30 protein-coding genes are annotated in these 26027 nt (G+C 71.2%); 14 read left to right on the forward strand and 16 right to left on the reverse strand.

Annotated elements, in window-relative coordinates; translation table 11 throughout:
- Positions 1-14: 14 nt before the first annotated feature.
- A complete protein-coding gene (locus PBV52_RS06975; RefSeq protein WP_274237413.1) occupies positions 15-791 on the forward strand; it encodes a TVP38/TMEM64 family protein in 777 nt (258 codons plus the stop codon).
- Between the two features lie 4 nt (positions 792-795).
- On the opposite strand, the gene PBV52_RS06980 is transcribed toward PBV52_RS06975, so the two are convergent.
- Positions 796-1965, reverse strand: coding sequence for a thiolase family protein (locus PBV52_RS06980; RefSeq protein ID WP_274237414.1), 1170 nt, complete (start codon positions 1963-1965; stop codon positions 796-798).
- 162 nt (positions 1966-2127) lie between these two features.
- Here PBV52_RS06980 and PBV52_RS06985 point away from each other — a divergent pair, with 162 nt between their 5' ends.
- On the forward strand, positions 2128-2598 hold the full coding sequence (locus tag PBV52_RS06985) for a helix-turn-helix domain-containing protein (protein WP_274237415.1): 471 nt from the start codon (positions 2128-2130) through the stop codon (positions 2596-2598).
- Positions 2599-2671: 73 nt separating this feature from the next.
- Here the strand turns inward: PBV52_RS06985 and PBV52_RS06990 are convergent, their stop codons facing one another.
- Complete coding sequence (locus PBV52_RS06990) at positions 2672-3598, reverse strand: PmoA family protein (protein ID WP_274237416.1); 927 nt, start codon at positions 3596-3598, stop codon at positions 2672-2674.
- Entirely contained in the window at positions 3595-4848 is a 1254-nt protein-coding gene (locus tag PBV52_RS06995) for a Gfo/Idh/MocA family protein (RefSeq protein WP_274237417.1), read from the reverse strand. The genes PBV52_RS06990 and PBV52_RS06995 overlap by 4 nt, the downstream gene beginning before the upstream one ends.
- Positions 4849-5129: 281 nt before the next feature.
- On the opposite strand from PBV52_RS06995, the gene PBV52_RS07000 reads away from it, so the two are divergent.
- The 3 genes from PBV52_RS07000 to PBV52_RS07010 all read left to right on the forward strand — a co-directional run bounded on the left by PBV52_RS07000 (position 5130) and on the right by PBV52_RS07010 (position 6970).
- A complete protein-coding gene (locus PBV52_RS07000) occupies positions 5130-6005 on the forward strand; it encodes an undecaprenyl-diphosphate phosphatase (protein WP_274237418.1) in 876 nt (291 codons plus the stop codon).
- Positions 6006-6174: 169 nt separating this feature from the next.
- Positions 6175-6354, forward strand: coding sequence for a hypothetical protein (locus PBV52_RS07005; RefSeq protein WP_078504336.1), 180 nt, complete (start codon positions 6175-6177; stop codon positions 6352-6354).
- Positions 6355-6385: 31 nt separating this feature from the next.
- Positions 6386-6970: a chloramphenicol phosphotransferase CPT family protein gene (locus tag PBV52_RS07010; protein WP_274237419.1), complete on the forward strand. Its 585-nt coding sequence runs from the start codon at positions 6386-6388 to the stop codon at positions 6968-6970.
- Here PBV52_RS07010 and PBV52_RS07015 read toward each other — a convergent pair.
- Positions 6947-7564, reverse strand: a complete 618-nt coding sequence (locus PBV52_RS07015) for a DUF4291 domain-containing protein (protein ID WP_274249305.1) — start codon at positions 7562-7564, stop codon at positions 6947-6949. The two genes, PBV52_RS07010 and PBV52_RS07015, sit on opposite strands and share 24 nt — an antisense overlap.
- A gap of 164 nt (positions 7565-7728) precedes the next feature.
- Between PBV52_RS07015 and PBV52_RS07020 the strand changes: the two genes are divergently transcribed.
- Together PBV52_RS07020 and lnt are read left to right on the forward strand one after the other, a co-directional pair.
- Positions 7729-8214, forward strand: a complete 486-nt coding sequence (locus PBV52_RS07020) for a nuclear transport factor 2 family protein (protein WP_274237420.1) — start codon at positions 7729-7731, stop codon at positions 8212-8214.
- 71 nt (positions 8215-8285) lie between these two features.
- Positions 8286-9863, forward strand: a complete 1578-nt coding sequence (lnt, locus tag PBV52_RS07025; protein WP_274237421.1) for an apolipoprotein N-acyltransferase — start codon at positions 8286-8288, stop codon at positions 9861-9863.
- On the opposite strand, the gene PBV52_RS07030 is transcribed toward lnt, so the two are convergent.
- Together PBV52_RS07030 and PBV52_RS07035 are read right to left on the reverse strand one after the other, a co-directional pair.
- Entirely contained in the window at positions 9787-10692 is a 906-nt protein-coding gene (locus PBV52_RS07030) for a Gfo/Idh/MocA family protein (RefSeq protein ID WP_274237422.1), read from the reverse strand. The genes lnt and PBV52_RS07030 overlap by 77 nt on opposite strands.
- Entirely contained in the window at positions 10664-11890 is a 1227-nt protein-coding gene (locus PBV52_RS07035; RefSeq protein WP_274237424.1) for an FAD-dependent monooxygenase, read from the reverse strand. The genes PBV52_RS07030 and PBV52_RS07035 overlap by 29 nt, the downstream gene beginning before the upstream one ends.
- A gap of 108 nt (positions 11891-11998) precedes the next feature.
- On the opposite strand from PBV52_RS07035, the gene PBV52_RS07040 reads away from it, so the two are divergent.
- The 3 genes from PBV52_RS07040 to PBV52_RS07050 all read left to right on the forward strand — a co-directional run bounded on the left by PBV52_RS07040 (position 11999) and on the right by PBV52_RS07050 (position 13788).
- Complete coding sequence (locus PBV52_RS07040; protein ID WP_274237425.1) at positions 11999-12589, forward strand: TetR/AcrR family transcriptional regulator; 591 nt, start codon at positions 11999-12001, stop codon at positions 12587-12589.
- Between the two features lie 64 nt (positions 12590-12653).
- The gene (locus PBV52_RS07045; RefSeq protein WP_274237426.1) at positions 12654-13163 is read left to right on the forward strand and encodes a DinB family protein; all 510 of its coding nucleotides are present in this window, start codon (positions 12654-12656) and stop codon (positions 13161-13163) included.
- A 112-nt stretch (positions 13164-13275) separates the two neighbouring features.
- Positions 13276-13788 (forward strand): hypothetical protein, encoded by a 513-nt coding sequence (locus tag PBV52_RS07050; RefSeq protein WP_274237428.1) that lies wholly within the window; start codon positions 13276-13278, stop codon positions 13786-13788.
- Positions 13789-13890: 102 nt separating this feature from the next.
- On the opposite strand, the gene PBV52_RS07055 is transcribed toward PBV52_RS07050, so the two are convergent.
- The 7 genes from PBV52_RS07055 to PBV52_RS07085 form a co-directional block, all read right to left on the reverse strand.
- Positions 13891-14346, reverse strand: coding sequence for a hypothetical protein (locus PBV52_RS07055; protein WP_274237430.1), 456 nt, complete (start codon positions 14344-14346; stop codon positions 13891-13893).
- 123 nt (positions 14347-14469) lie between these two features.
- Positions 14470-15153 (reverse strand): uracil-DNA glycosylase, encoded by a 684-nt coding sequence (locus PBV52_RS07060; protein ID WP_274237431.1) that lies wholly within the window; start codon positions 15151-15153, stop codon positions 14470-14472.
- Positions 15154-15271: 118 nt separating this feature from the next.
- On the reverse strand, positions 15272-16852 hold the full coding sequence (locus PBV52_RS07065; RefSeq protein ID WP_274237432.1) for an ABC transporter substrate-binding protein: 1581 nt from the start codon (positions 16850-16852) through the stop codon (positions 15272-15274).
- Positions 16853-17043: 191 nt separating this feature from the next.
- Positions 17044-17805: an SDR family oxidoreductase gene (locus PBV52_RS07070; protein ID WP_128430592.1), complete on the reverse strand. Its 762-nt coding sequence runs from the start codon at positions 17803-17805 to the stop codon at positions 17044-17046.
- Between the two features lie 20 nt (positions 17806-17825).
- A complete protein-coding gene (fabG, locus tag PBV52_RS07075; RefSeq protein ID WP_274237434.1) occupies positions 17826-18587 on the reverse strand; it encodes a 3-oxoacyl-ACP reductase FabG in 762 nt (253 codons plus the stop codon).
- A 126-nt stretch (positions 18588-18713) separates the two neighbouring features.
- Entirely contained in the window at positions 18714-19124 is a 411-nt protein-coding gene (locus PBV52_RS07080) for a DUF3037 domain-containing protein (protein ID WP_274237436.1), read from the reverse strand.
- Positions 19121-19876, reverse strand: a complete 756-nt coding sequence (locus PBV52_RS07085) for a HipA family kinase (RefSeq protein ID WP_274237438.1) — start codon at positions 19874-19876, stop codon at positions 19121-19123. The genes PBV52_RS07080 and PBV52_RS07085 overlap by 4 nt, the downstream gene beginning before the upstream one ends.
- Positions 19877-20096: 220 nt before the next feature.
- Between PBV52_RS07085 and PBV52_RS07090 the strand changes: the two genes are divergently transcribed.
- Entirely contained in the window at positions 20097-20588 is a 492-nt protein-coding gene (locus PBV52_RS07090) for a Rieske (2Fe-2S) protein (RefSeq protein ID WP_274237439.1), read from the forward strand.
- Between the two features lie 21 nt (positions 20589-20609).
- Here PBV52_RS07090 and PBV52_RS07095 read toward each other — a convergent pair whose 3' ends face one another.
- Positions 20610-21260, reverse strand: coding sequence for a cysteine hydrolase (locus PBV52_RS07095; protein ID WP_274237440.1), 651 nt, complete (start codon positions 21258-21260; stop codon positions 20610-20612).
- A 160-nt stretch (positions 21261-21420) separates the two neighbouring features.
- Here PBV52_RS07095 and PBV52_RS07100 point away from each other — a divergent pair, with 160 nt between their 5' ends.
- On the forward strand, positions 21421-21888 hold the full coding sequence (locus PBV52_RS07100; RefSeq protein WP_274237441.1) for a pyridoxamine 5'-phosphate oxidase family protein: 468 nt from the start codon (positions 21421-21423) through the stop codon (positions 21886-21888).
- Positions 21889-21894: 6 nt separating this feature from the next.
- On the opposite strand, the gene PBV52_RS07105 is transcribed toward PBV52_RS07100, so the two are convergent.
- Complete coding sequence (locus tag PBV52_RS07105; RefSeq protein ID WP_274237442.1) at positions 21895-22797, reverse strand: LysR family transcriptional regulator; 903 nt, start codon at positions 22795-22797, stop codon at positions 21895-21897.
- A gap of 74 nt (positions 22798-22871) precedes the next feature.
- Between PBV52_RS07105 and PBV52_RS07110 the strand changes: the two genes are divergently transcribed.
- Positions 22872-23807: a DMT family transporter gene (locus tag PBV52_RS07110; protein WP_274237443.1), complete on the forward strand. Its 936-nt coding sequence runs from the start codon at positions 22872-22874 to the stop codon at positions 23805-23807.
- Between the two features lie 64 nt (positions 23808-23871).
- Here the strand turns inward: PBV52_RS07110 and PBV52_RS07115 are convergent, their stop codons facing one another.
- Positions 23872-25203 (reverse strand): aminotransferase class I/II-fold pyridoxal phosphate-dependent enzyme, encoded by a 1332-nt coding sequence (locus tag PBV52_RS07115; RefSeq protein ID WP_274237444.1) that lies wholly within the window; start codon positions 25201-25203, stop codon positions 23872-23874.
- Between the two features lie 35 nt (positions 25204-25238).
- On the opposite strand from PBV52_RS07115, the gene PBV52_RS07120 reads away from it, so the two are divergent.
- Complete coding sequence (locus tag PBV52_RS07120; protein WP_274237445.1) at positions 25239-25922, forward strand: pyridoxamine 5'-phosphate oxidase family protein; 684 nt, start codon at positions 25239-25241, stop codon at positions 25920-25922.
- Positions 25923-26027 lie beyond the last annotated feature (105 nt).

Here is a 26027-nt window from a genome sequence, read left to right on the forward strand (position 1 = left end):
GTTACTGTCGCCGAATGCTCGATGCCACCACCCGCTCTGGGGGCACCGCAACGGCCCCTCCCCGGGCCGCCGCCACGGAGCTCGTCCCCGCGCCCCTGCCGGCGCCCGTCCCCGCAGGCTTCGCCACGCGCTGTTCGAGAGCGCTGCTGTCGCCGTGGTCGCGGCTGTCCCTGCTCGTGGTGCTGCTCGCGGCGGCCGCGTCCTCCGTGCTGCTCTTCGAACCGCAGAAGCTCCTGGCGAACGGCTGGCCGCCGCACGTCGAGGGCGGGGCCGCGGTGGTGCTGTTCGCCGTGGCGTACGGGCTGGTCACGGTGGCGTTCGTGCCGCGGCCGCTGCTGAACCTCGCGGCGGGCGCGCTCTTCGGTTCCGAGTGGGGCATCGGCGCGTCCCTGGCGGGCACGGTGCTGGGTGCCGGCGTCGCCTTCGCGCTGGGCCGGCTGCTCGGCCAGGACGCGCTGCGCCCGCTGCTGCGGGGCCGGTGGCTGAAGGCCGCCGACGGCCAGTTCAGCCGGCACGGTTTCCGCTCGATGCTGGCGGTGCGGCTGTTCCCCGGTGTGCCGTTCTGGGCCGCGAACTACGCCGCCTCCGTCTCCCGCATGGGCTACGTCCCGTTCCTGCTCGCGACGGCGCTCGGGTCGATCCCCAACACCGCCGCGTACGTCGTCGCCGGCGCCCGCGCCTCCGCGCCGACGTCGCCGGCCTTCCTGATCGCGCTGGCCTGCATCGCCCTGCCGGCGCTGGCGGGCGTGGTGGTGGCCTGGCGCAAGCGCCACCACCTGCGCCTCAAGTGATCGCTCAGGCCGCTTCCAGCACCATCGCGTTGGCGAGGCCGCCCGCCTCGCACATGGTCTGCAGCGCGTAGCGGGCGCCGCGCTCGCGCATCGCGTGGACCAGGGTCGTCGTCAGCCGGGTGCCACTGGCGCCCAGCGGATGGCCGATCGCGATCGCGCCGCCGTGCACGTTGACCTTGGCGAGGTCGGCGCCGGTCTCCTGCTGCCAGGCCAGGACGACGCTGGAGAAGGCCTCGTTGACCTCGAAGAGGTCGATGTCGTCGAGGCGCAGGCCCGCCCTGCGCAGGACCTTCTCCGTCGCCGGAATGACGCCGGTGAGCATCAGCAGCGGGTCTGAGCCGGTGACGGCGAAGCTGTGCAGCCGGGCGAGCGGGCGCAGGCCGAGGCGGGCGGCGGTCTCGCTGGAGGTGATGAGCACGGCGGAGGCACCGTCGTTGATGGGGCTGGCGTTGCCCGGGGTGACGTTCCACTCGATCTGCGGGAACCGCTCGGCGAAGGTCGGGTCGTAGTAGGAGGGCTTGAGGCCGGCGAGGATCTCGGTGGTGCTGGACGGCCGTACGCACTCGTCGCGCGCGACGCCGTCCAGGGGCGCGACCTCGGTGTCGAAGAGGCCCTTGTCCCAGGCCTCGGCCGCCTTGCGGTGCGAGGAGACGGCGAAGGCGTCCATCTGCTCGCGGGTGATCGACCACTTGGCGGCGATGAGCTCGGCGCTGATGCCCTGCGGGACGAGGCCCTCCGGGTAGCGCTCGGCGATGCCGGGGCCGAAGGGGTCCTTGCCGGGCGGCACGTTCGACCACATCGGCACCCGGCTCATCGACTCGACGCCACAGGCGACGACCAGGTCGTACGCGCCCGAGATGACGCCCTGGGCGGCAAAGTGCACGGCCTGCTGGGAAGAGCCGCACTGGCGGTCCACGGTGGTCGCCGGGACCGCCTCCGGGAAGCCCGCCGACAGGGCGGCGTAGCGGGTGGTGTTCATGGCCTGCTCGCCGACCTGGTCGACGGTGCCGCCGATGACGTCGTCGATGAGGGCCGGGTCGACGCCGGAGCGTTCGACGAGGGTGCGCAGGGTGTGGGCGAGGAGTTCGACGGGGTGGACGTGCGCGAGGGAGCCGTTCGGCTTGCCCTTGCCTATCGGGGTGCGTACGGCTTCGACGATGACTGCGTCACGCATGGTGCAGGCCTCCTTGGCCGCCGGGCGAGGACCGGAGCGCGGCCTGTGCGAGGGCCGACGCGATTACCGGTGAGTAGGAAATCCAAACTCACCATAGCCCGCAGGGTTGGAAAATCAAACCCATTCAGTTGGAAAGCCGAACCCTCCCCTAGACTGAGCGCCATGGCCGCCACCAAAGACCCGCGCCCGTGTTCCATCGCCGACGCCCTGGCACTCGTCGGCGAGAAGTACTCCCTGCTCGTCCTGCGCGAGGTGTGCCTCGGCAACGGCCGCTTCGACCAGCTCGTGCGCAACATCGGCGCCCCGCGCGACATCCTGGCCACCCGGCTGCGCCGCCTCGTCGACGCCGGCATCCTGACCAAGCGCGCCTACAGCGAGCGCCCGCAGCGGTACGAGTACCGGCCCACGCAGGCCGGGCTCGAACTGGAACCGGTTTTGATGACCCTCATGGCGTGGGGCGACCGCCATCTCCGCAAGGACGACGACCGCCCCATGGTGATCGAGCACATCTGCGGCAACGAACTGGTCCCGGTCGTGACCTGCCGGGCGTGCGGCGACCCGGTGCACCACGAGGACCTCACGGCCCACCCCCAGGCACCGGGATGGACGGTGGCGGGGCCGTCGGCGGCCTGATCCGGTTGGACAGTCACGTCCGAAGCCGAACGCCACCCCGCCCCAACCGACCCCGCGTCTCCCGACCCCGCGTCTACCAGGGGTGCGTCTGCAGATACTTGGCGATCTCTTCCCGGCCCCAGGCCCCGTCGGCCATGACGACCCGGTAGCGGCGGGTGAGGGTGTCACCGGGGGCGAGCTCCAGCTCGTCGTGGAACGCCCAGGACGGGGCCACGCCCGCGAAGGGCTCGTTGCGAACGAACCAGTGGGCGGGGTGGGCGCCTCGCTCGCCGGCGTGGTCGTTCTCGGGGGCGTGCGCGAAGACGAGGGTCGCGTGGCCGTCGGTGCCGTCGTGCTCGCCGACGTAGGCCAGCCAGGGCGCCTGTTCGCCCATCAGGCCGGGGCCCTCGGCGTCCGGGGCGATGATCCGGCCGCCCTGGAAGGCGCGCGGGCCGCGCCAGAACAGGCCCGTGTAACCGGCCATTTCACGCCCGGCGGTGGTGGGGCTGCCGAATCGCAGCGGCTCGTCACGCCGGTTCGTCACGGCACTCGTCCAGGTCAGGGCCCACGACCCCGACTCCGGCTCGATGTCGTGCACCTCGACCCGGCGCCGCTCGTCGGCCCACACCTCACCGCTGTGGGGATGCCAGGTCAGCCGCTCGGCGATGACGACACGGTCACCGTCCGCGGAGACCTCGTCGAACCCGACGTGCGCCATCGACCCGACGCGCTCGGGCAGTTCGAGATAGCCCTGCCCGTGGACGTAGGTGTTGCCGCCCCACAGGTTCGCCCCCGACAGATGCGAGGCCGTCAGCGACAGGCCCTTGTGCCACCGGTGGTCGTGGGGCCGGTAGTCGGTGACGACGTCACCGGCGAGGGTCCGCAGCGGGTGGACGTACGGCTTCGGGGCCTCCCAGGCGGCTTCCGGGCCGTAGACATAGGCGAGCAGTTCGACCCCGGTATCCGGCTCGGTCACCGTGATGCGGTCGCCGTGCGCATGGACGACACGCAGCCCGGTCACGCGGCGACCTCCACGCCGGGAGTGGCCCGCTCCCCCACGACCGGCGCCCAGCCGGGCGCGCCCCCGTGCATCGCCGTATAGAACGGGTCGCCGGGGCCGATCTCCCCCGCCTTCACCGTCGTGTCCGTGAACGCCGACTTGTACAGCGCGGCGATCAGCTCCAGGCTCGTACGCCCGTCCGCACCGCTGCTGCGCGGCCGCTCCCCCGCGCGCATGCTCGCGACCAGTTCCCGCAGCTGCTCCAGATGCGAACTGGGCACGTCCGCGCCGAAGTCCTGCCACGCCGCGGCCTCGGCGCCCAGCACGTCCCGGGCCGGGGTGATGGCCCAGTTGTCGTTGCGGTGGCCGTACAGGTGGGTGAGTTCGACGGTGGCGCGCTCGCAGTCGATGCGGATGCGGCTGACCTCATCGGGGCTCAGCACGCTGTTCACGACGGTCGCCATCGCGCCGTTCGCGAACCGCACGAGCGCGGTCGAGACGTCCTCCGTCTCCACCTCGTGCACCAGACGCCCGGCCATGGCCCGCACCTCGCTCCACGGTCCGAGCAGGTCGAGCAGCAGATCCATCTGATGGATCCCGTGCCCCATCGCCGGGCCGCCGCCCTCGGTCTGCCAGCGGCCGCGCCAGGGCACGGCGTAGTAGGCGGTGTCGCGGTACCAGGTGGTCTGGCAGTGCGCGACGAGCGGGCGCCCCATGGCCCGCGCGGCGAGCAGCCGTCGTACGTGCCGGGTGCCCGAGCCGAAACGGTGCTGGAAGACGATCGAGGCGTACGGTCCCCCGTCCTTGCCCTCCTCCGCCTCGACGGCGTCGAAGTCGGCGAGGCTCGGCATCGGCGGCTTCTCGCACCACACCCAGGCGCCGGCACGCAGCGCGGCGACGGTCTGGTCGCGGTGCAGGGTCGGCGGCGTGCAGATGATGACCAGGTCGGGCCGCTGCTCCTGGAGCATCAGGTCGAGATCGGTGTAGGCACGGGGCGCCCCGGCCCCAGCCGCGGCCCCAGCCCCTGCCTCAACCCCGACCTCAGCCGCGATCGCGCAAAAGTCCTCGGCCGACTCCGCAGCAATGTCGACGGCGGCGACGATCTCCGTCTCCCCTTCCTCGGCGAGCCTGGCGAGCGCGGGCAGATGGGAGTCGCGGGCGATGGCACCGGTGCCGATCACGGCGACCCTGATGCGGCGGCCCGGCAGCGGGGGCAGGTGGGACTGGGCGTGGCGGTGGTTCGTCCCGGGAGCGGTCTCGGATGTGGCCATGGGTGGATCGGACTCCTCCGGGACTACGGGTGACGCCGACGGGCGTCGCAGGGACGGGCGGCGGATGCAGCAAGCGCTTTCCGCTCGCTGCAACGTAAGCGGCGGCCCCGCAGCAGGTCAACACCGGTATGCCCGGGGTCGCCGAGCGCCCGCCCAGCCCCCTGTGCCGGAGCTGTCATCGCGGGACGCTACGCTGCCCCTCGACACTCGCGATCTCTGCGCCGCCGACGCGGTGTCCCCGTCATCCCTTGCCACGATCAGCGCTTGGACTCCGTAACTTCATGTCTTGGTTTGAATCGCTCATCCTCGGACTCGTCCAGGGGCTGACCGAGTTCCTCCCCGTCTCCTCCAGCGCGCACCTGCGGCTGACCGCGGCGTTCTCGGGCTGGGAGGACCCCGGTGCGGCCTTCACGGCGATCACTCAGATCGGCACGGAGACCGCGGTGCTGATCTACTTCCGCAAGGACATCGGGCGGATCATCTCGGCGTGGGCGCGCTCGCTGACCAACAAGGAGATGCGGCAGGATCACGACGCGCAGATGGGCTGGCTGGTGATCGTCGGCTCGATCCCGATCGGTGTGCTCGGCCTGACGCTCAAGGACCAGATCGAGGGTCCCTTCCGCGACCTGCGCATCACGGCGACGATGCTGATCGTGGTCGGCATCATCATCGGCGTCGCCGACCGGCTGGCCGCACGGGACGAGTCGGGCGGCCGGCACCGCGCCGCCAAGCAGCGCAAGGGCCTCGAGGACCTGAACGTCAAGGACGGCCTGATCTTCGGCCTGTGCCAGTCCGCGGCGCTCATCCCCGGAGTCTCCCGCTCCGGCGCCACCATCAGCGGCGGCCTGTTCATGGGGTACACACGCGAGTCCGCGGCCCGCTACTCCTTCCTCCTCGCGATCCCGGCGGTCCTCGCCTCCGGCCTCTTCGAGCTCAAGGACGCGTTGGAGAGCGACCACGTCTCCTGGGGCCCGACGATCTTCGCGACGGTGATCGCCTTCGCATCCGGCTACGCGGTCATCGCCTGGTTCATGAAGTTCATCTCGACCAAGAGCTTCATGCCGTTCGTCTGGTACCGCATCGCGCTCGGCATCGTCATCATCGCCCTCGTGGCAACGGGCGCCCTCAGCCCGCACGCGGCGGAGTCGGCGGGCTGACCGGTCCGGCCGGCGGAACTGGAGGGTCGCACGGCGCCGCCGCGACGCGCCGGATCGACCGACCGTTCAGGCCGTGACAGCGCCCACCGCGAAACCCGTGACCAATGACATACGTTGTGCGTAGCCGTCCGGTAGCGCACTGTCAGTCCTTGCCCCTAGGCTTGTCGGCATGTCCCCCCATTCCTTAGGCCCTGGTTCCGTGCGGTCTGCTGCCGAGGTGAACGAGGAGATACGCGCCCTGTGGCTGCGTGCAGGCGGCTCCCTGTCGGCTCAGGAGCGCGCGGAGTACGAGCTGTTGGTGGTCGAGTGGGCGGCCGCCATCCGCGGTGAGGTCATCGAGGCGGCCTGAGGCCCCCGGATCCATGCCTAAGATCCACTCCATGGAGCATCTGGACGACGTGCCGCCGCGTCGCGGCCTGATCATCTTCCTCAATGGCACGTCCAGTTCGGGCAAGTCGAGCATCGCGGCCGAACTACTGCGGATCCTCGACGAGCCGTACTTCCACATGCCTGTCGATTCCTTCCACGCGATGCGCTCCCAGGTCCACGTCCCGCAGGACCGGATCGCCACCGTCCTCCACCGCACCTGGCAGGGCTTCCACCGCGCTGTCGCGGGCATGGCCGCCGCTGGCAACAACGTCGTCGTCGACCATGTGCTGAGCGCCGAGTGGCGGCTCAGGGACTGTCTGTCGCTCTTCGTGCCACAGGACGTCGTCCTCGTCAAAGTGCACTGCAGTCCGCAGGAGTTGGAGCGCCGGGAGCACGAGCGCGGCGACCGGCCGCCCGGCCTCGCCGCCGCTCAGCTGGAGCGGGTGCACGCTCATGGTCTCTACGACATGGAGTGCGACACCAGCCGCAGCACACCGCAGGAGTGCGCCCGCCACATCAAGGAGTTCCTGCCCCGCAGGCCCAGCCCCACCGCCTTCGAACAGCTGCGACGATCAGCGGTCACTCTGGGCTCGTAGATGCGCGAGGACCTCGTCCTCCACCGGATACGGCCGCTCCTGTGGCAACAGCTCGGCCGCACGCTCCAGTTCACCCGCCCGCACGCGCGCGTGTACCTCCGCGGCGAGCGGCGTCACGTCCTCGATGCCGACGATCCACTCGTCCGCGTACCGGGCGGCCGCTTCGCCGGCGAGCCCCAGTTGCAGGGACCGGTACGGCAAGGGGTTGAGGTGCAGATCGCGCTCCGGATCCCACTGCACGCGCGCGGGTGCCGTCCTCAACTGCCGCTTCCAGGCGCTCTGGTCGCCGTGCAGGGCGGGGACGTAGTGCGAGAGGCACGCGTGGCGCAGTGCCCATGCGAAGCCCTCCCGGCTGATCTCGACGGCGAGGACCGTCTCCTGGCCCTCCTTCGTGGCCCAGCCGCAGCGGTACATCATCCACAGGAACGACGGCTTGATCCACGTCATGCGCTCGCGGCTCCAGGAGGACGGAAAACGTCCGTCGCGGGCGGCGGCCCTGCCGATCTGAGGTCGGTAGGCCTGGTAGACGGTCACCGTGGACTCGGTGTGGCGTGCGCGTACGCGGAACTTGGGCTCCTGCCGGGCCGGCTGCACGGGCCGGTCGTTCTGGTTCGGGCCGTTCGGGCCGTTCTCGTTTGGATCGTTCAGGTCATTCAGGTCGTTCACGGGAACAGCCTCGCCCCCGACCCCGCCGACATCCACCGAATATCGCCGCACGCCCTCTTGGCTCCGTGCACCTCATGCCCAACACTGAGCCGATGACGCAGCGTGTGGAGCTCGCGACCCTGAGGGACCGGCTCGCGGTCGAGGAACTGATCACCGACTACGCGGTGGCCGTGGACGACGGCGACTGGACGACGTACCGGAGCCTGTTCGTCCCCGACGGACGCGCGGACTACCGCTCGGCCGGCGGCATCGAGGGGGACGCCGGGCAGGTCGCCGCCTGGCTCGCGGAGAGCATGCGGGTCTTCTCGATGCGCCAGCATCTCATCGTCAACCGCCGGGTGCGCTTCGGAGTCCTCGAGCAGGACGCCGGTGACACGGCCCGGGTCCAGGCCGACTACGTCAATCCGATGCGGTTCGCCGAGAACGGCGACGGCTTCGGCGCCCCCGATTTCGTGTGCGGCGGCCGGTACGCCTTCGAGCTGCTGCGGACGTACGACGGCTGGCGTTTGCGCGAGGTGGTCGTGCAGGAGAAGTGGCGCCGCCTGCCCGACCGGACCGCGCCGGCCGTGATCGACTGAGCGGGGGCCCACTGTCCGCTGTCAGTGCCTGCGAGCACACTGGAAGGACCACCGGGGCAGGGAGGCGCCGCATGACGATCAGCCACTGGCTCGCTTCGCCGTGGCGGCGCTCGGCCGCCGCCGTGCTGGCCGGTGCGCTGCCCGTGCTCGCCTATCCCGAGCCGTCGCTGTGGTGGTTGGCGTATGTCGCCCTGGTCCCGTGGATCGCGCTGCTGCGCTGCGCGCCGACCGGAAGGCGGGCGCTGTACGACGGCTGGTGGGGCGGGTTCGGCTTCATGCTGGCGATGCACCACTGGCTGCTGCCGAGCCTGCATGTGTTCACGTTCGTCATCGCCGCCCTGCTCGGCGCGCTGTGGGCCCCGTGGGGCTGGCTGGTGCGCCGTTTCCTGGCCGGGAAACCGCCCCCGGGCCGGGTCGCCGCTGCTCTTGCCGTCCTGCCGTCGGGCTGGCTGCTGATCGAGCTCGTCCGTTCCTGGCAGGGGCTCGGCGGGCCGTGGGGCGTGCTGGGCTCCAGTCAGTGGGAGGTGGAGCCCGCGCTGCGGCTGGCCTCGGTGGGCGGGGTGTGGCTGATCAGCTTCCTGGCGGTGGCCGTCAATGTCGCGGTCGCCGTGCTGGTGGCGGTGCGCAGGTGCCGGGTGCCCGCGGTGGCCGGGCTCCTCGCCACGGCCGTCGCCACCTCGGCCGCCTGGGTGTGGTCCCCGCGCCCCGATGTCTCGGACCGGGTCCGGATCGCCGTCGTGCAGCCGGGCGTCATCCAGGGCGCGGGCGGCCCCGACCGGCGTTTCGACCGGGAGGAGCAACTCACCCGCGAGCTGGCCGGCCAGGACGTCGACCTGGTCGTCTGGGGCGAGAGCAGCGTCGGCTACGACCTCGGCGACCGGCCCGACTTCGCCCGCCGGCTCGCCGCGCTGTCACGCGAGACGGGGGCGAACATCCTGGTCAACGTGGACGCGCGACGCTCCGACAAGCCCGGCATCTACAAGAGCTCGATCCTCGTGGGCCCGGACGGCCCGACCGGCGCCCGCTACGACAAGATGCGGCTGGTCCCCTTCGGGGAGTACATACCGCTCCGCTCGATGCTGGGCTGGGCCACCTCCGTGGGCAAGGCGGCGGCCGAGGATCGCAGGCGCGGCACCGAGCAGGTCGTGATGGATGGTGGGCACGGGCTGCGGATCGGCCCGATGGTCTGCTTCGAGTCCGCGTTCTCCGACATGAGCCGCAACCTCACCGACGACGGCGCGCAGGTGCTGATCGCCCAGTCGGCGACCTCGACGTTCCAGCAGAGCTGGGCCCCCGAGCAGCACGCCTCGCTCGCCGCGCTGCGCGCCGCCGAGACCGGCCGGCCGATGGTGCACGCGACCCTGACCGGCGTCTCCGCCGTGTACGGCCCCAGCGGGCAGCGCATCGGTTCCTGGCTCGGCACGGACGCGAGCGCGAGTGCGGTCTACGAGGTGCCGCTGGCCGGCGGTGTGACGCCGTACGTCCGCTTCGGCGATTGGCCGGTGCGGGCGGCGCTGCTGATCATCGCCGCCTGGGGCGCGAGCGAGGGCATACGGACCCTGCGGCCGCGGCTCAGGCGGCCCGTTCCTGAACCGCACGTACAACCCGCTCGCACAGCTCATGGGTCGCCAGCGCGTCCCGGGCGCTGAGCACCTTGCCCGCGCGCACGGCGTCGAGGAAGGCCAGCACCGCCTGCTCGATGCCGCGCTGCCGGGCCACCGGCACCCAGTCCCCACGTCGCCGCACGGTCGGCTGGCCCTTGTGGTCGACGACCTCGGCGAGGTTGAGGACCTGGCGCTTGGTGTCCTGCCCGGAGACCTCCAGGACCTCCTCGGCCGAACCGCTGAGCCGGTTCATCACGCCGAGCGCGGTGAAGCCGTCTCCGGCGAGCTGCAGCACGACGTGGTGCAGCAGACCGCTCTCGACGCGGGCGCGCACGGTCACGTCGTCGATCGGGCCCGGCACCAGGAAGCGCAGGGTGTCCACGACGTGGATGAAGTCGTCCAGGATCATCGAGCGCGGCTCTTCCGGCAGCCCGATCCGGTTCTTCTGCATCAGGATCAGCTCGCGCGGATGGTCGGCGCACTGCGTGTAGCCGGGGGCGTAACGCCGGTTGAAGCCGACGGCGAGGCTCACGCTCCGCCGCTCGGCGAGCGCCACCAGCCGCTCGGAGTCGGCGAGTTGGTAGGCGAGCGGCTTGTCGACGTACGTCGGCACGCCCGCCTCCAGCAGCCGGGTCACGATCTCCGGGTGCGCGACGGTCGCCGCGTGCACGAAGGCGGCGTCGAGGTCCTGGGCGAGGAGCGAGTCGAGGTCCGCGTGCCGCTGCTCCGCCGGCAGGTGGAGGCTGTCGGCGACCCGGGCGAGCGTCGCGGGCGTACGGGTCTGCAGATGCAGTTCGACCCCGGGCTGGACGCCGAGCACCGGCAGATAGGCCTTCTGCGCGATGTCACCGAGTCCGATGCAGCCGACCTTCACGGGGTGTTCTCCTCTGGTGATTGCCTGCCGGGGTCTTCCCGGCAGCATACGGCGCCTGCGGCGGCCGCCAGTCGGCGATGGCCTCGAAGCCCTTCAGGAACAGCAGGGGCGCGGCCTTGGACAGCGTGGCGATCACCGTGTTCCGTACGGCGATCCCGGCGCGGCCGGTCGCCAGGTTGAGGCGGGCGGCCTTCACGGCCTTGCGGGCGATGGCGGTCGTACGCGGCAGGCGGGCCGCCGTGTAGGCGGCGAGGCCCTTGGAGTGGTACGCGAGGACCACCGCGTCCTCGATGGCCTGGTTGCCGCCCTGCCCCAGCGTCGGCGGCATGGCGTGCGCGGCGTCACCGACCAGGGCTACCCGGCCGTGGTGGTAGGCGGGCAGCGGCTCGGCGATGTGGTGGACGTCGTGACGCAGGACGTCCTCGGGGCGGGCGGCGGCGAGGATCGCGGGGATCGGGTCGTGCCAGTCGCCGTAGCGGCGCAGCAGTTCGGCCTTCTCGCCGTCGGGCGCGCGCTCCGCGGCGGGCGTGATCGCCGCGGCGTACGCGTAGACCCGGCCGTCCTTGAGCGGGTGCGAGCCCCAGATGCGGCCCCGGCCCCAGGTCTCGTGCGAGGCGAACTCCACGCCGGGCAGGGGGATGACGACCCGCCATGTGGTGAAGCCGGAGTAGACGGTCCCTGAGTGTCCGGGGAACAGAGCCCGGCGTACGGCGGACTTGATGCCGTCTGCGGCCACCACGAGGTCGGCCTCCAGGTCGCCGTCCGGCGTGCTCACCCGCGCCGGACGGTCGGCGTCGCCCGGGTCGGCGAGGGTCGCGGCGACGCCGGTACGGACGGCCCCGGAGGGCAGTCGCGAGGCGAGGCTGTTGATGAGGGTGGCCCGATGGAGGAGGACGAGGGGGCCGCCGAAGCGTTCGGCCACGGCGTCTGCGTCCGCGCGGGAGAGCCAGCGCCCGGACGGGGTGCGCAGTCCCCCGTCGCCCTGCCAGGCGGCCAGGTCGCGGATCTCGTCGCCGAGCCCGATGACGTCCAGCGCGCGCAGGGAGTTGGGCGCGAGGGATATGGCCGCGCCGACCGGCTCCAGGGACGGCGCCCGCTCCAGCACGGTGACGTCCCAGCCGCCTCGGTGCAGTGCGGCCGCCGCGGTCAGGCCTCCGATGCCGCCGCCGATCACGATGGCGCGGGGTGACTGTGCCATGGGCTCCTCCTCGTACCGGATGCTCGAACACCACGCGGTCACTACAGACGTAGTGAGGGCATGCCGCGACTGTACTACAGACGTAGTTACACAGGTAGGTTGATCTCCATGTCCGTACGCACCCCGGGCGCCGCACGCGCCGACCTCGTCGCCGACACCGCCCTCGCGCTGCTCGCCGAGCGCGGTATGCGCGGACTCACGCACCGGGCCGTCGACGAGGCGGCCGGGCTGCCGCAGGGCTCCACGTCCAACCTCGCCCGCACCCGACAGGCGCTGCTGGAGCTGACGGTGCGGCGGCTCGCCGAGCGCGAGGCACGCGTGCTCGCACTGGAGGAGATGCCGGACCCGCGGGGCGGCCTCGACTCGCTGGTCGACGGCCTGGCCCTGGCGGCCCACCGCTCCCTGACCCGCAACCGCGAACTGACGCTGGCCCGCTACGAACTGGCCCTCGAAGCGACGCGCCGCCCCGAGCTGCGCGCCTACTTCGACGCCACGGGTGCCCGCTTCCGCGACCAGCTCACCGCCCTGGTGACCGCGGCGGGGTCGACGGACCCGGCCCGGCACGTGCTGTCCCTGGTCGCCTGGGCGGACGGGCTGATGTTCAGCTGCGTGGCCGGATCCTTCAGCACCGAGACGCCGAGCCCGGCGGAGCTACGGGCGGGGCTGCGCGAGCTGCTGGCGGGAATGCTCGGCCGGTGACGCCGGCGCGTGCGGCATCGTAAAACTCCTGGTGGGCTCAGGGGAGTTGAGCCAGGATTCGGGCATGACCATCGAACGCAATGAGCCCGCCACCACCGCCGACGAGCGCACCATGCTGGAGGGCTGGCTGGACTACCACCGGCAGACCCTCGCCTGGAAGTGCGAAGGCCTGACCGACACCCAGCTCAAAGCCGCCTCCGTGGAGCCGTCCGAACTGACCCTGCTGGGGCTGGTGCGGCACATGGCGGAGGTGGAGCGGTTCTGGTTCCACGAGATCCTTCTGGACGACGACCTCGGGGTGCTCTACTGCAGCGAAGAGGACCGGGACGGCGACTTCCACTTCACCGAGGCCGACACCTGGGAAGAGGCGCACACCACCTGGCAGACCGAGATCGACAACGCCCGTCGCAACGCGGCCGCCTTCGGCCTGGACGACCTCTCCAAGGGCCGGAGCCGGAGGGGGGAACAGTTCAACCTGCGCTGGATCATCACCCACATGATCGAGGAGTACGCCCGCCACAACGGCCACGCCGACCTGATCCGCGAGCGCCTCGACGGCGCCACCGGCGACTGACGTCAGCCGCGAAGAGCCCGCGCCGCCCGTACGGGGACAGAGATCACCCGTGCGGAGCAACCTCTGCTTGTCCGCTGCCCCAACAGCCGCCGGACCCAGCAGAGTTGCGCGGGTGCATCGAACGACGACCACCGCAACGCTCCTGGTCACCGTGGCCGTCTCGGCCCTCTCGGGCTGTGTGACGGTCCCGCGCTCTCCGGCGCCCGGACCGCCCCCGGTACCGTCCCAGCCGCCGGCGCCCCGGCCGGGCGGGCAGGAGGACCCGCGGGTCGTGCAGGCACCGGCTCGCGAGGCCCTGGCGCTCACCGGCCCGTCCCCCAGCCCGGCCCGCACGACGTCCGCCGCACACTCCGCGTCCCCCACCACCTCACCGGCGCACACACCGGCGGCCCCTCGCTCGCACCCCCATCCCCATCCCCATCCCCGCCCCCAGCACCGGGAATCCCACCGCCCCGCCGTCGACACCCCGAAACGGCCGCACATCGAGATCCCCGACGTGTCGGAGTCGGTCCGCACCGAGGTCCCGCGAGGAAACTCGGACCTTTGCGCGCTGGGCAAGAAGTACGGCGGCTGGAGGGCGGACAGCCCGGAGTCGCGGATCTGCGAGCAAACGTACGGCCGTTGAGGTGCGGGGCCGACGCCGGTCGGTCGCCCGCGTAGCCGGAACACCACCCCGCACGGGCGGGCGGGGAAACCCCCGCTCCGCCTCTCCGGTCCCGCTCGGCCGCTACGGCCCCTCCCCCAGCCACGCCTCCAACCGCCGAAGCTCCGCCCGCACCCCGTCCCCGTAGCTGTCGTCCCGCAACGCCCCCGCGGCTCCCCGCGCCCGGCGCACATGCACACGGGCGGCCTCCGCGCGGTCGAGCTTCACATAGTCGGCGGCCAGATTCAGATGCAGCGAGGGGTACAGGGCCCGCACGGCAAGCGCGCCGCCGGCACCCTCGGCCTCCGTCAACGCCCGTAGATCCCAGGCCAGTTCGTCCGACGGGTCGTCCTGTGTGTCCGCCAGGTAGTGCGCCAGCGTGCAGCGGTGCAGGGGGTCGCCGTCCTCGCCGAGCTCCGTCCACAGGTCCAGCAACCGGCGCCGGGCCTCTTCGCGGTCCCCCGCGTGATGCAGAATGACGACCTGCCCGATCCGCGTCAGCACGGCGTCCGGCGCCGCCTGCTCCTGTTGCTCCGCCACCGCGTCCTCCGGGCCCTCGTCGGCTGGTCCCTCCCGACGCTAACGGGCCGCACCGGCAATCCCGGTCAGGCGGCTCCGTACGGCACCGGGCCGGTCCGGCGAAGGACCGGCCCGGCGGGTGGGTCAGCCCAGGTCAGGGATCCGCCAGTCGATCGGCTCGTGCCCCTGCCGGGCCACCGCCTCGTTGATCTGCGTGAACGGGTGGGACCCGAAGAACTTCTTCGCCGACAGCGGCGAGGGGTGCGCTCCCTTGACCACGACATGCCGCGTCTCGTCGATGAGCGGGAGCTTCTTCTGCGCGTAGTTGCCCCACAGCACGAACACCGCCGGGTCGGGCCGGTGGGCCACGGCACGGATCACCGCGTCGGTGAACTTCTCCCAGCCCTTGCCCTTGTGCGAGTTCGCCTCACCGCCGCGCACAGTGAGCACGGCGTTGAGCAGCAGGACGCCCTGCTGGGCCCAGGGCATCAGATAGCCGTTGTCGGGGACGGGGAGGCCGAGCTCCTCCTTCATCTCCTTGTAGATGTTGCGCAGCGACGGCGGCGTCTTGACTCCGGGGCGGACCGAGAAGCACAGGCCGTGTCCCTGGCCCTCGCCGTGATACGGGTCCTGACCGAGGATCAGGACCTTCACCTGCTCGTACGGCGTGGCATCCAGCGCGGCGAAGACCTCCTCGCGCGGCGGGTGGACGGGGCCCTTCGCCCGCTCCTCCTCGACGAACTCCGTCAGCTCCTTGAAGTAGGGCTGCTGAAGCTCGTCACCCAGAACCCCGCGCCAGGACTCGGGCAGCATGGCGATGTCGGTCACGTCGACTTCCTTACGATGTGCGGCGAACGGTGAGAGGTGACCGCCCCGCGGTCACTTCCAGGCCTCCGAACCTACAGGCGGCCACTGACAATCGCCCCGCCCACCGCACATCCCGCCGCTACCAGCTGGTCTTGCGGTACAGCTCCCCCACCATCATGATCGTCGACGGGTCGAGGGCCCGCTCGGCGCCCGAGATCTCCGCGCTCGCGGCCACGTACTGCCGGCCCTGCCACAGCGGCAGCAGTCGCGCGTCCTGGACGAGGATCCGCTGGGCCTCCTCGAAGTCCTTGACCACGTTGGCACGGTCGCTCTGGGCGCGGGAGTTGGGCAGCAGGGTCTCGGTGATCTTGGGCGTCACGTACGGCGTACCGAGCGCGTTCTGCTTGCCGACGAACGGCGCGATGAAGTTGTCCGCGTCCGGGAAGTCGGGGAACCAGCCGCGTCCGAACACGGGGTACTCGCCGTTCTGGTAGCCCGTGACGTACGACTTCCAGGGGCGGCTCTTGAGGGTGACCTCGAAGAGACCGGACGCCTCGAGCTGGCTCTTCAGCTCCTGGAACTCCGCCTTGGTGGCGGAGCCGTAGCGGTCGCTGGTGTACCAGAGCTCAAGCGGGACGGGGGTCGTGATGCCCGCCTGGGTGAGGATCTTGCCGGCCTTGGCCTTGCTGGGCTCGCCGAAGTCGTCGAAGAAGCCCGTGGTGTGTCCGGTCAGGCCCTTGGGGACCATGGAGTACAGCGGCTCGACGGTGTCCTTGTAGACCTTGTGGGCGATCGCCGGACGGTCGATGACCTGGGCGATGGCCTTACGGACGGCGGACTTGCCCGCCATCGGGTCCTTCGGGTTGAAGACCAGGTAGTTGATCTCCGTGCCGGAGCCCTCGATCAGCTGGAGATGGTCGTCGTCATCGGCCTGGATGTCGACGATGTCGTCGGCGGCGAGGCCGCGGAAGGCGACGTCGAGCTCCTTGTCGCGCAGCGCGGCGACCATGGTGGGCGAGTCCTGGAAGTAGCGGATGGTCACCGCATCGTTCTTGCGCTCCGCGTACCCCTGGTAGCCGTCGTACTTGACGAGCTCGGCCTGCTGGCCCTCTTCGTAGGAGTCGAGGATGTACGGCCCGGAACCGACGACGGTGTCGTCCTCGCGCAGCTTGTCGGCCGGGTAGTCCTCGGGGTCGACGATCGACATGGCGGGCGTGGCGAGCACGAACGGGAAGGTCGCGTCGGCCTTGTTCAGGTGGAAGACGACCTCTCGGTCGTTGAGCACCTGGACCCGTTCGAGGCTGCCCAGCAGACCGGCGGGGCCGCCGTTGACGTTGATCGTCCGGATGCGGTCGATGGAGTACTTGACCGCCTGCGCGTCGAGGGTGTGCCCGTCGGAGAACTTCAGGCCCTCGCGCAGCTCGCACTTGTACTTCATGTTCGAGTTGTCGGTGAACTGGCAACTCTTGGCGGCGTCGGGCTCGGGCGCGCTCGCCCCGGAGGGATAGCTGAGCAGCGTCTGGTAAATGTTGCGGAACAGCTCCCAGGAGCTGTCCCAGGCCGCGGCGGGATCAAGGGTGCTGGGGGCGGCGGTCGTCCCCACCACGATCGCCCCCTCGTCCTCCGTCGAATCGGACGAGAGGACACCGCACCCTGCCACCAGGGACGATATGGACGCGATGGCCGCCACCTGCCGCAGGCGTCGGATCCGGTTGAACACGCGCACGCTCCTCGATCTGCCATGCCAAGGGTCGGCAAAACATACCGCAGTGTTCCGGCCGGTGGACCTCCAGTCTCAGGAGCACTTGCTCACCTCCGCGGTGACTACGTTGTCAACGGCTGTTGATCTCCCGATACGTAGACGCGGGCGCCGCTGGTGTCCAGCGGCGCCCGCGTCTTGAGTCCCGTGCGTCAGCCGACGCCGGCGTTGAGGAAGATGCCGCCGTCGACGACGAGCGTCTGGCCCGTGACCCAGTCGGACTGGTCCGAGGTGAGGAACGCGGCGGCGCCGCCGATGTCGGAGGGCACGCCGAGCCGGCCCAGCGGGTAGGCAGCGGCGGCCTCGGCCTCGCGGCCCTCGTACAGGGCCTGGGCGAACTTGGTCTTCACCACGGCCGGGGCGATCGCGTTGACCCGCACCTTGGGCGCGAACTCGTGCGCCATCTGCTGGGTGAGGTTGATCATCGCGGCCTTGCTGACGCCGTAGGCGGCGATGAACGGCGAGGGCGCGATGCCCGCGACGGAGGCGATGTTGACGATCGCGCCGCCGTTGTCCTTCTGCCAGGCGTGCCAGGTCTTCTGGGCGAAGCCCAGCGCCGAGATCACGTTGGTCTCGAAGACCTTGCGCGCGACGCCCAGGTCGAGGTCGGCGAGCGGCCCGAACACGGGGTTCGTGCCGGCATTGTTGACCAGGTAGTCGACCCGGCCGAAGGCCTCCATGGCGCGCTCGACGGCGGCGGCCTGGTGGGCCTCGTCGTGCGCCTTGCCGGCCACGTAGATCGCGCGCTCGGCGCCGAGCTGCTCGACGGCCTCCTTGAGGGCGTCCTCGCCCCGGCCGGTGATGACGACGCGGTCGCCGCGGGCGACGAGCGCCTCGGCGACGCCGTAGCCGATGCCGCGGCTGGCGCCCGTGATGAGGGCGACCTTGCCGGAGAGTTCAGGCAGTGCAGTCATGTCCGTGTGTCCCCAGTTCCCTAGTCGAGCGGTCCGCCGGCGACGTACAGCACCTGGCCGGAGACGAAGCCGGCCGCCTCGCCCGTGAAGAAGGCGATCGCGTTGGCGATGTCGTCCGGCTCGCCGACCCGCGCGACGGGGATCTGAGTGGCGGCGGCGGCCTTGAAGTCCTCGAAGCCCATGCCGACGCGGTCGGCGGTGGCCTTGGTCATCTCGGTGGCGATGAAGCCGGGGGCGACGGCGTTGGCGGTGACGCCGAACTTGCCGAGCTCCTTGGCGAGGGTCTTGGTGAAGCCCTGGAGGCCGGCCTTGGCGGCGGAGTAGTTGACCTGGCCGCGGTTGCCGAGAGCGGAGGACGAGGAGAGGTTGACGATGCGGCCGAAGCCCGCGTCCACCATGTGCTTCTGACAGGCCTTGGACATCAGGAAGGCGCCGCGCAGGTGCACGTTCATGACGGTGTCCCAGTCGGCGACGCTCATCTTGAACAGCAGGTTGTCGCGCAGCACGCCCGCGTTGTTGACCAGGATCGTCGGGGCGCCGAGCTCCTCGGCGATCCGCGCGATGGCCGCCTCGACCTGCGCCTCGTCGGAGACGTCGCAGCCGACCGCGATGGCCTTGCCGCCGGCCGCGGTGATCTTCTCCACGGTGTCCTTGCAGGCGCCCTCGTCGAGGTCGATCACGGCGACCGCGCGGCCTTCGGCGGCCAGTCGTACGGCGGTGGCGGCGCCGATGCCGCGCGCTCCGCCGGTGACTACGGCGACCCGCTGCTCAGTGGTGGACATGAATGACTCTCCTCGGGTGAGCGACCGCTTAGTACCTTCGATGGACGTGACGCTAGAAGTCCTGGCACGCGGTGTCAACGGCCACCGCGCGCATGTGATCCATTACCTGATCCGTAACCCGATCCGTCACTTCACCAACAGATCGAGCAGCCGCTCCGCCTCGGCCGCCGGATCGGACGTGAGCCCGGTGTGCACGGGCCCCGGCTGGACGACCGTCGAGCGCGGCGCGATCAGCCAGCGAAAGCGCCGCCCGGCATCGTCGGCCCCGGCCTGCCCCGCCGCGTCGCCGCCCGCGCAGACGCCCTCGACGGCGCGGAGTGCGGCCCGCGCCCCGGCGACGTCGGCAGCGGGATCCAGCGCCCGCAGTCTGCTCTCGTCCAGGTGGGTCCGGGCGGCGACGAAGGACCGGGCGCGGCAGTACACGAGCACGCCCGCGTTGAGGCACTCTCCGCGTTCGATGCGCGGGACGACCCGCAGCAGCGCGTACTCGAAGACGTCCTGCGTGCGGGAACGGGTCCCCAGGGTGCGCTCGCTCACTTGATCCCCTCGATGCGTTCGTGGATGACGGCGGCCCGTGCGAGCAGTGGCTGCGCGTACGCCTTCCTCAGTGCGTCCGCCGACTCGAACCCCGGCTCGTCCGCCAGCCACACGCCGGGGATCTCGGCGGTCACCTCGGCGAGCAGTTCCTCGGTGACCAGCGGCGCCAACTCGGCCGCGGCTGCCCGCACATCCGGCGCGAAGGAGGCGAGGGCATGGTCGGAGGCGTCGTACGGGCGCGCCGCCGAAGCCTGGGCCCCGGGCCAGTTGTGCTGCCAGATCATGGTCGCGCCGTGGTCGATGAGCCACCACTCGCCCTGCCACATCAGCAGGTTGGGGTTGCGCCAGGAGCGGTCGACGTTGTTCACCAGGGCGTCGAACCAGACGATCCGGCCGGCGTCCTCGGGGCTCACCTCGAAGGCGAGGGGGTCGAAGCCGAGCGCGCCGGAGAGGAAGTCCATGCCGAGGTTGGTGCCGCCGCTGGACTTGAGCAGCCCCTGCACCTCCTGGTCGGGTTCGCCGAGCCCCAGGACCGGGTCGAGCTCCACCGTCACGAGGCGGGGCACCCTGAGGCCCAGCCTGCGGGCGAGTTCACCGCAGACCACCTCGGCGACCAGCGTCTTGCGGCCCTGTCCGGCGCCGGTGAACTTCATGACGTACGTCCCGAGATCGTCTGCTTCGACGAGCCCCGGCAGCGAGCCACCCTCACGCAAGGGCGTGATGAAGCGGGTCGCGATGACTTCCTTGAGCATCGCCCCAGGTTACTGGCGTGGGGGCGGGGCACGGGACGGCCCGGGCGGGCGGTGGCGGGTTTGCGCCGACAGCAAATCGACAGCCCGGGACAGTGAACCGACAGCTCCGCTTTACCCACCTCTTCACCGGACCGGGTCAGGATTTCGACTGCGTCTGAACAACCGGTCCCAAAGGACCGTACCTCTCGCCAGATCAGGAATCCGCGGAAGGAACGTCAGCATGACCAGCGAATCAGTTCAGCCGGTGTCGGGCCCGAGTCGCCGTACCGTCGTGGCGGCGGTCGGCGCGGCGGGGCTCGCCGTTGCGCTGACCGCGTGCGGGTCGGACGACGACGCGTCCGGCTCGTCCACCGAACAGGGCGCCGCCGGCGGTGGCGCGACCACCGAAGCGGGCGGCGGCTCGTCCGGCGAGGCCGGTGCCGGCGGTGCGGCGCTCGCGAAGACCACCGACATCCCGGAGGGCAGTGGCAAGGTCTTCAGCGACGAGAAGGTGGTGGTGTCGCAGCCGACGGCGGGCGATTACAAAGCCTTCTCGACGATCTGCACCCATCAGAAATGTCCGATGACGGACCTGCAGGGCGACACGATCACCTGCGCCTGTCACAAGAGCCAGTTCTCCGTCCTCGACGGCAGCGTGAAGAAGGGGCCCGCCACCGAGCCGCTGGAGGCCAAGCAGATCAGCGTGGCAGGCGACTCGATCACGCTCGCCTGACCCGGCGGCGCAGGGCAGGGCTCACGCCCGACCCGTACGGCGTGGACGTTTGAAGACGCCCAGTATCTCGTCCGTGGTCGCGACCGTGGCGACCAATGCGAGGGTGTGGCGGATCATCGCGGGGGTGTAGTCGGAGGGCACCCCCGCGATGGCGTCCCGGGCCACGACCACGGTGTAACCCCGGTTCACGGCGTCGAAGACGGCGGCCGGGATCGCCACGTTGGCCGAGACGCCGGTGACGATCAGCGTGCGGCAGCCGAGGTTGCGCAACAGGGCGTCGACGTCGGTGCCCTGGATCGGGGACAGGCCGTGCAGCCGTCGTACGACGAAGTCCTCCTCGGCGACCTCGATCGGCGGCGCCACGCGTACGGCGGTCGTGCCGGACAGCTGCTGGACGGGGAGCCGTTCGGCGGCGCGGAAGAGGCGGGCGTTGCGACTGGCGCCGCGGCCGTCGGGGCGGCGTTCGGCGATCGCGTGCATCACCTGGACGCCGCTCTCGTGGGCGGCCGCGACCAGCCGGGCGACGTTGACGAGGGCTCCCGAGGAGCGGGCCTCCTTGGCGAGTTCGGGCAGCGCGCTGTCCGGTCCGACGACGCCCTGCTGGCACTCGACGGTGAGCAGGACGGTGGTCGCGGGGTCGAGGAGTTCGCTGAGCTGTGCGGACGACGGCATGGTTCCCCCTGTGACCGACTGCGGCGTGGGCCGGCGAGCGTAGCGACCTTCGGGAGAGGACGGAACCACCATTGCGTGGGGACGGAAGACGACTCATCCTTTTCTGACGTGATGTCAGAGGATCTCTCCTCTGACACGACGTGAGAGAAGAGGGGGCCGCATGACCGTCACTCAGCGCCGGGGCCGGAAGATCATGATGTCGCCCGGCGAGCTGGACGAGTTCCTCACCGCCCAGCGCACCTGCCGGGTCGCCACGGTGTCCGCCGACGGCTTCCCGCATGTCAGCGCACTGTGGTTCGCCTGGGACGGCACCTCGCTGTGGCTGTACTCGGTCGTCCGCAGCAAGCGGTGGGCCGAGATGCGCCGCGATCCGCGGGTCGCCGTCGTGATCGACACGGGTGAGGAGTACGAGCAGCTGCGCGGCGTCGAGCTGTCCGGCACCGTCGAGTTCGTGGGCGAGAGCCCTCGGGTCGGCGAGCTGCGTGCCGAACTCGACGTGCCCGAGACGCTGTTCGCGCGCAAGAACTTCGGCCTCGACGAGATGCCGCACGACGGCCGGCACGCATGGGTGCGGCTGACGCCCGAGAAGATCGTGTCCTGGGACTTCCGCAAGCTGGGAACGGTGTAGGCGGCGTCAGCAGACGTTCTCCCCCGCCTCTTGCAGCGCCCGCACCGCTGCCCGGATCGACGGACGGCGGTCGGCGTCGGCGCGCCAGACGACGTACACATGGCGCCGCACCCGCTGCTTCAACGGCACGGTCACCACCCCCGCGGGCATCGGATGACGCCCCAGCAGCGGCGCGATGCACACCCCGAGTCCCGCCGCGACCAGCGCGAGCTGGGTGTGCGTCTCGGGGGCGCGGTGGCCGAGAAGTGGCTCGATGCCCTTCGAGCGCAGCGTGAACATCAGCCACTCGTGACAGAACTCGCCCTCGCCCCAGGTGATCCACTCGTCCTCGGCGAACTCGGCGAGGTCCACCTCGTCCCGGTCGGCGAAGCGGTGCCCCGCGGGCATCGCCACATCGGCCGGATCGTTCAGAATGTGCGCCTTGACCAGGCCCTCGGGCAGCGCCATCGGCTTGTTGTACCAGTCGAGCACGACGGCCAGGTCGAGGTCGCCGCGGATCACTCCGGCGATGCCGCTCTCCGGCTCCAGCTCGCACGAGCGCACACGCAGCGCGGGGTGTGCCGTGCGCAGGGCGGAGAGCGCGGCCGGGAACAGCCCGCGGGCGCCCGTCGGGAACGCCGCCAGTCTCAGCTCGCCGACGACCTTTCCGCGCTGCGCCTCCAGGTCGGACTGGGCCAGCTCGACCTGCGACAGGATGCGCGCCGCGTGCTCGGCGAGCAGCCGGCCCGCGTCGGTGAGCCGCACCCCCCGGCCGTTCTTGGCGAGGAGCTGCTGGCCGACCTCCCGCTCCAGCTTCGACATCTGCTGCGACACGGCCGACGTCGTGATGTGCAGCCCCTCGGCCGCGCCACTGACCGAGCCGTGCCGGGCGAGGGCGTCGAGGGTGCGTAGGCGCTCCAGATTCAACATGTAAGCAATGCTACGAGATATCGCGTGCGAAATCTCGATTGTGCTACGAGATCGACTGCAGCATCGTTGCTGCCATGACCACCGCCATCGCCTCCCGCAACCCGGCCGAAGCCGCCGCCCGCCCCTTCCCCCGCGCCCGCCTCGACTGGCGCCTGCGCTTCACCGCCCTCACCCTGATCTGGGGCTTCAGCTTCCTGCTCATCAAGGTGGGCACCGATGGCTACGCCCCCTTCCAAGTCACGCTCGGGCGGCTGGTGTTCGGTACGGCGGTACTGGCGGCCGCGATGGCGGTGAAGCGCGAGCGGCTGCCGCGCGGGGCCCGCACGTGGGGGCATCTGGCGGTCGCCGCGTTCCTGCTCAACGCGCTGCCGTTCTCGTTGTTCGCGTACTCCGAGCTGACGATCCCCTCCACGCTGGCGGGAATCTGCAACGCGACCTCGCCGCTGTGGGGCATGGCCCTGTCCCTGATCGCCCTCTCGGAGGACCGGCCGACGCGGGTCAGGGTCGCGGGTCTCGGCATCGGCTTCCTCGGTGTGCTGACGGTGCTCGGGGCCTGGCAGGGATTCGCCGGGCTGGATGCCGGGGGCATGGCGATGGCGTTGCTGGCCTCGCTCAGCTACCCGGTCGGCTGGATCTACGTCCGGCGCACGCTGGCCGGCTCCAGCCACTCGCATCTGTCGCTGACCGGTGCGCAGTTGTTGCTGGCCACGGTGCAACTCGGCGTTGTGACGCCGCTGTTCACCTCCTTGCCGACGCGCCTTCCGGTGCTGCCTCTGCTTGCGGTGGTGGCGCTCGGCGCGCTGGGTACCGGGCTCGCGGTTCTGCTTCAGTACGGGCTGGTCGCCGAGGTCGGGCCGACCACGGCTCAGATGGTCACGTACTTCATTCCGGTCATCGCGACGGCTGCCGGGGTCGCCGTCCTCGGGGAGTCGCTGCGCTGGACCACGCCGGTGGGTGCGGTGATCGTTCTTGTGGGGGCGGCGCTCACTCAGGTGAAGCGGGGCGCCTAATGGGGGCGCAGCCGCATATCGATGCAGCCCCGCGCCCCTGAAGACGGTTGACCGCACCCCCTGTCTAGACGTAGCCCCTTGCCGGTGCTGGGCCCACCGCCGTCGCCACCGCCTCCGCCAGCAGACCGACTTCGTCGGCAGCGAGCGTCGCGATGGTGATCCGGATCCCGGGGGGCGCGCTCATGCGGAAGCGCGCGCCCGGCGCGACGGCCCAGCCGGCGTGCAGCAGCCGGGCCACGGCCCCCGTCTCGTCGGGCACCGGAACCCACACGTTCAGCCCGCTGCGTCCGTGCGCCGCGATCCCCCGCTCCGCCAGCGCGGCGATCAGCGCGTCCCGGCGTTCGGCGTACGCCGCCGCCACCGCCTTCGGGTCGACGGCGCCGTCGACCCACAGCCGCACCAGGGCCCTCTGACCGATGCGGCTGATCCAGCCGGGTCCCAGGCGCTGGCGGCCGCGCACCCGGTCGACGGTGACGGTGTCGCCGGTGAACACGGCGAGCCGTAGGTCGGGGCCGTAGGCCTTGGCGGCCGAGCGTACGAACGCCCAGTGGCGGGTGACGCCGGCCAGGGCGTGCAAGGGCAGGTCGACGATGCCGTGGCCGTGATCGTCCTCGATGAGCAGGACGTCCGGGTGATCCTTCAGCACGGATCGGATGGCACGCGCGCGTGCGGCACTCACGACCGCCCCCGTCGGGTTCTGCGCCCGGTCGGTGACGATCAGGGCGCGCGCCCCCGCTTCCAAGGCCCGGCGCACGTCGTCCGGGAGCGGGCCCTCGTCGTCCACGCCGACGGGGGCCGTCCGCAGCCCGACGGCCGGGACGAGGTCGAGCAGGCTGCCCCATCCGGGATCCTCGACGGCGACGGTGTCGCCGGGCTTGAGGTGGGCCGCGAGGACCCGCTCGATCACGTCGAGCGACCCGGAGGCGACGCCGATCGGTCCGTCCGGAACGCCGTCGGCGTCGAACGCGGCCCGCGCCCTGTGCACCAGCTCCGGCTCCACGGCCGCGTCCCCGTACATGACCGGCTCCCGGTCGTTGTGCTCGGCGGCCGCCGCGAACGCCTTGGCCAGGGGCGGCAGCAGCCCCGGGTCCGGGTTGCCGCTCGCCGCGTCCCGTACGCCCTCTGGTACGTCCACCCGGATGGACTCGCGCCCGGTCGTGGCCGGCTTGGGCCGCACTCGGCTGCCCCGACGCCCCGCCGTCTCGATGACCCCGCGCTCCCGCAGGATCCGGTAGGCGGCCGCGACGGTATTGGGATTCACGCCCAGCTCGACTGCCAACTCCCGCATGGGCGGCAGTAGTTGACCGGGCTCAAGCTCCCCCGACCCCACCGCGCGCTCGACGCTCGCCGCAATCTCGGCTGCGCGTCGCCCTTCGATCCGATATCCTCCTAGCACAAACCACATTATGCACTAGTGCAATGGAGAGCGCAATGCAGGGGACCCCGCAGCCGACGTCGCCGACCGCCGCCTACACGCCGACCGACCGCACCGTCCCCACCCGCTCCCCGGACCGGGCCTCGTACGACAGGGAGCTGGTGCATGCGGTCCTCGACGAGGCCTACGTCTGCCATCTCGGCTTCGTGCGTGACGGCGCGCCGGTCGTGCTGCCCACGCTGTTCGGCCGGGTCGGCGAGACGCTCTACGTCCACGGCTCGACGGGCTCGCGCCCGCTGCGGATGACCGGACAGGCCGACCCGGGGCTGCCGGTGTGCCTGACGGTCACGCATGTCGACGCGCTGATCCTGGCCCGCTCGGCCTTCCACCACTCGATCAACTACCGGTCCGTGGTCGTGCACGGCCTCGCGTACGACGTGACGGACCCCGAGGAGAAGCGGGTCGCACTCGATGCCCTGGTCGACCACGTGGTGCCGGGCCGGTCGGCCGACTCCCGGCCCGCCAACAAGAAGGAGCTGGCCGCCACCGCCGTGATCCGCCTCGACCTGAACGAGGTCTCCGCCAAGCTCCGCACCGGCGGCGTGAACGACGAGCCCGAGGACCTCGCCCTCCCCCACTGGGCCGGCGTCGTCCCGCTGCGCAAGGGCTACGACGCGCCCGTCGGGGACCCCGACCTGGCCCCGGGCACCGAACTCCCCGGCTACCTCGGAGCCCTGTGATGCCGGTCCACCCCTGGGACGCGCCCCGCGACGACGGGGAGTGGCAGCGGTGGCTGGACGTCCACGACTTCGGCACCGTACGAGCACGGTGAGCCGACCAGCTTC

This window comes from Streptomyces sp. T12, from assembly GCF_028736035.1.
Taxonomy (GTDB): domain Bacteria; phylum Actinomycetota; class Actinomycetes; order Streptomycetales; family Streptomycetaceae; genus Streptomyces.

Excerpts from the sequence above, each read along its gene's own strand:
- PBV52_RS07020 (WP_274237420.1), top strand. The coding sequence starts at position 7,729 with ATGACGCAGCGTGTGGAGCTCGCGACCCTGAGGGACCGGCTCGCGGTC.
- PBV52_RS07105 (WP_274237442.1), bottom strand. The coding sequence starts at position 22,797 with ATGTTGAATCTGGAGCGCCTACGCACCCTCGACGCCCTCGCCCGGCAC.
- lnt (WP_274237421.1), top strand. The coding sequence starts at position 8,286 with ATGACGATCAGCCACTGGCTCGCTTCGCCGTGGCGGCGCTCGGCCGCC.
- PBV52_RS07040 (WP_274237425.1), top strand. The coding sequence starts at position 11,999 with ATGTCCGTACGCACCCCGGGCGCCGCACGCGCCGACCTCGTCGCCGAC.
- PBV52_RS07010 (WP_274237419.1), top strand. The coding sequence starts at position 6,386 with ATGGAGCATCTGGACGACGTGCCGCCGCGTCGCGGCCTGATCATCTTC.
- PBV52_RS07095 (WP_274237440.1), bottom strand. The coding sequence starts at position 21,260 with ATGCCGTCGTCCGCACAGCTCAGCGAACTCCTCGACCCCGCGACCACC.
- PBV52_RS07000 (WP_274237418.1), top strand. The coding sequence starts at position 5,130 with ATGTCTTGGTTTGAATCGCTCATCCTCGGACTCGTCCAGGGGCTGACC.
- PBV52_RS07100 (WP_274237441.1), top strand. The coding sequence starts at position 21,421 with ATGACCGTCACTCAGCGCCGGGGCCGGAAGATCATGATGTCGCCCGGC.
- PBV52_RS07035 (WP_274237424.1), bottom strand. The coding sequence starts at position 11,890 with ATGGCACAGTCACCCCGCGCCATCGTGATCGGCGGCGGCATCGGAGGC.
- PBV52_RS06985 (WP_274237415.1), top strand. The coding sequence starts at position 2,128 with ATGGCCGCCACCAAAGACCCGCGCCCGTGTTCCATCGCCGACGCCCTG.
- PBV52_RS06995 (WP_274237417.1), bottom strand. The coding sequence starts at position 4,848 with ATGGCCACATCCGAGACCGCTCCCGGGACGAACCACCGCCACGCCCAG.
- PBV52_RS07070 (WP_128430592.1), bottom strand. The coding sequence starts at position 17,805 with ATGACTGCACTGCCTGAACTCTCCGGCAAGGTCGCCCTCATCACGGGC.
- PBV52_RS07110 (WP_274237443.1), top strand. The coding sequence starts at position 22,872 with ATGACCACCGCCATCGCCTCCCGCAACCCGGCCGAAGCCGCCGCCCGC.
- PBV52_RS07045 (WP_274237426.1), top strand. The coding sequence starts at position 12,654 with ATGACCATCGAACGCAATGAGCCCGCCACCACCGCCGACGAGCGCACC.
- fabG (WP_274237434.1), bottom strand. The coding sequence starts at position 18,587 with ATGTCCACCACTGAGCAGCGGGTCGCCGTAGTCACCGGCGGAGCGCGC.
- PBV52_RS07090 (WP_274237439.1), top strand. The coding sequence starts at position 20,097 with ATGACCAGCGAATCAGTTCAGCCGGTGTCGGGCCCGAGTCGCCGTACC.
- PBV52_RS06975 (WP_274237413.1), top strand. The coding sequence starts at position 15 with ATGCTCGATGCCACCACCCGCTCTGGGGGCACCGCAACGGCCCCTCCC.
- PBV52_RS07005 (WP_078504336.1), top strand. The coding sequence starts at position 6,175 with ATGTCCCCCCATTCCTTAGGCCCTGGTTCCGTGCGGTCTGCTGCCGAG.
- PBV52_RS07085 (WP_274237438.1), bottom strand. The coding sequence starts at position 19,876 with ATGCTCAAGGAAGTCATCGCGACCCGCTTCATCACGCCCTTGCGTGAG.
- PBV52_RS06980 (WP_274237414.1), bottom strand. The coding sequence starts at position 1,965 with ATGCGTGACGCAGTCATCGTCGAAGCCGTACGCACCCCGATAGGCAAG.
- PBV52_RS07120 (WP_274237445.1), top strand. The coding sequence starts at position 25,239 with ATGCAGGGGACCCCGCAGCCGACGTCGCCGACCGCCGCCTACACGCCG.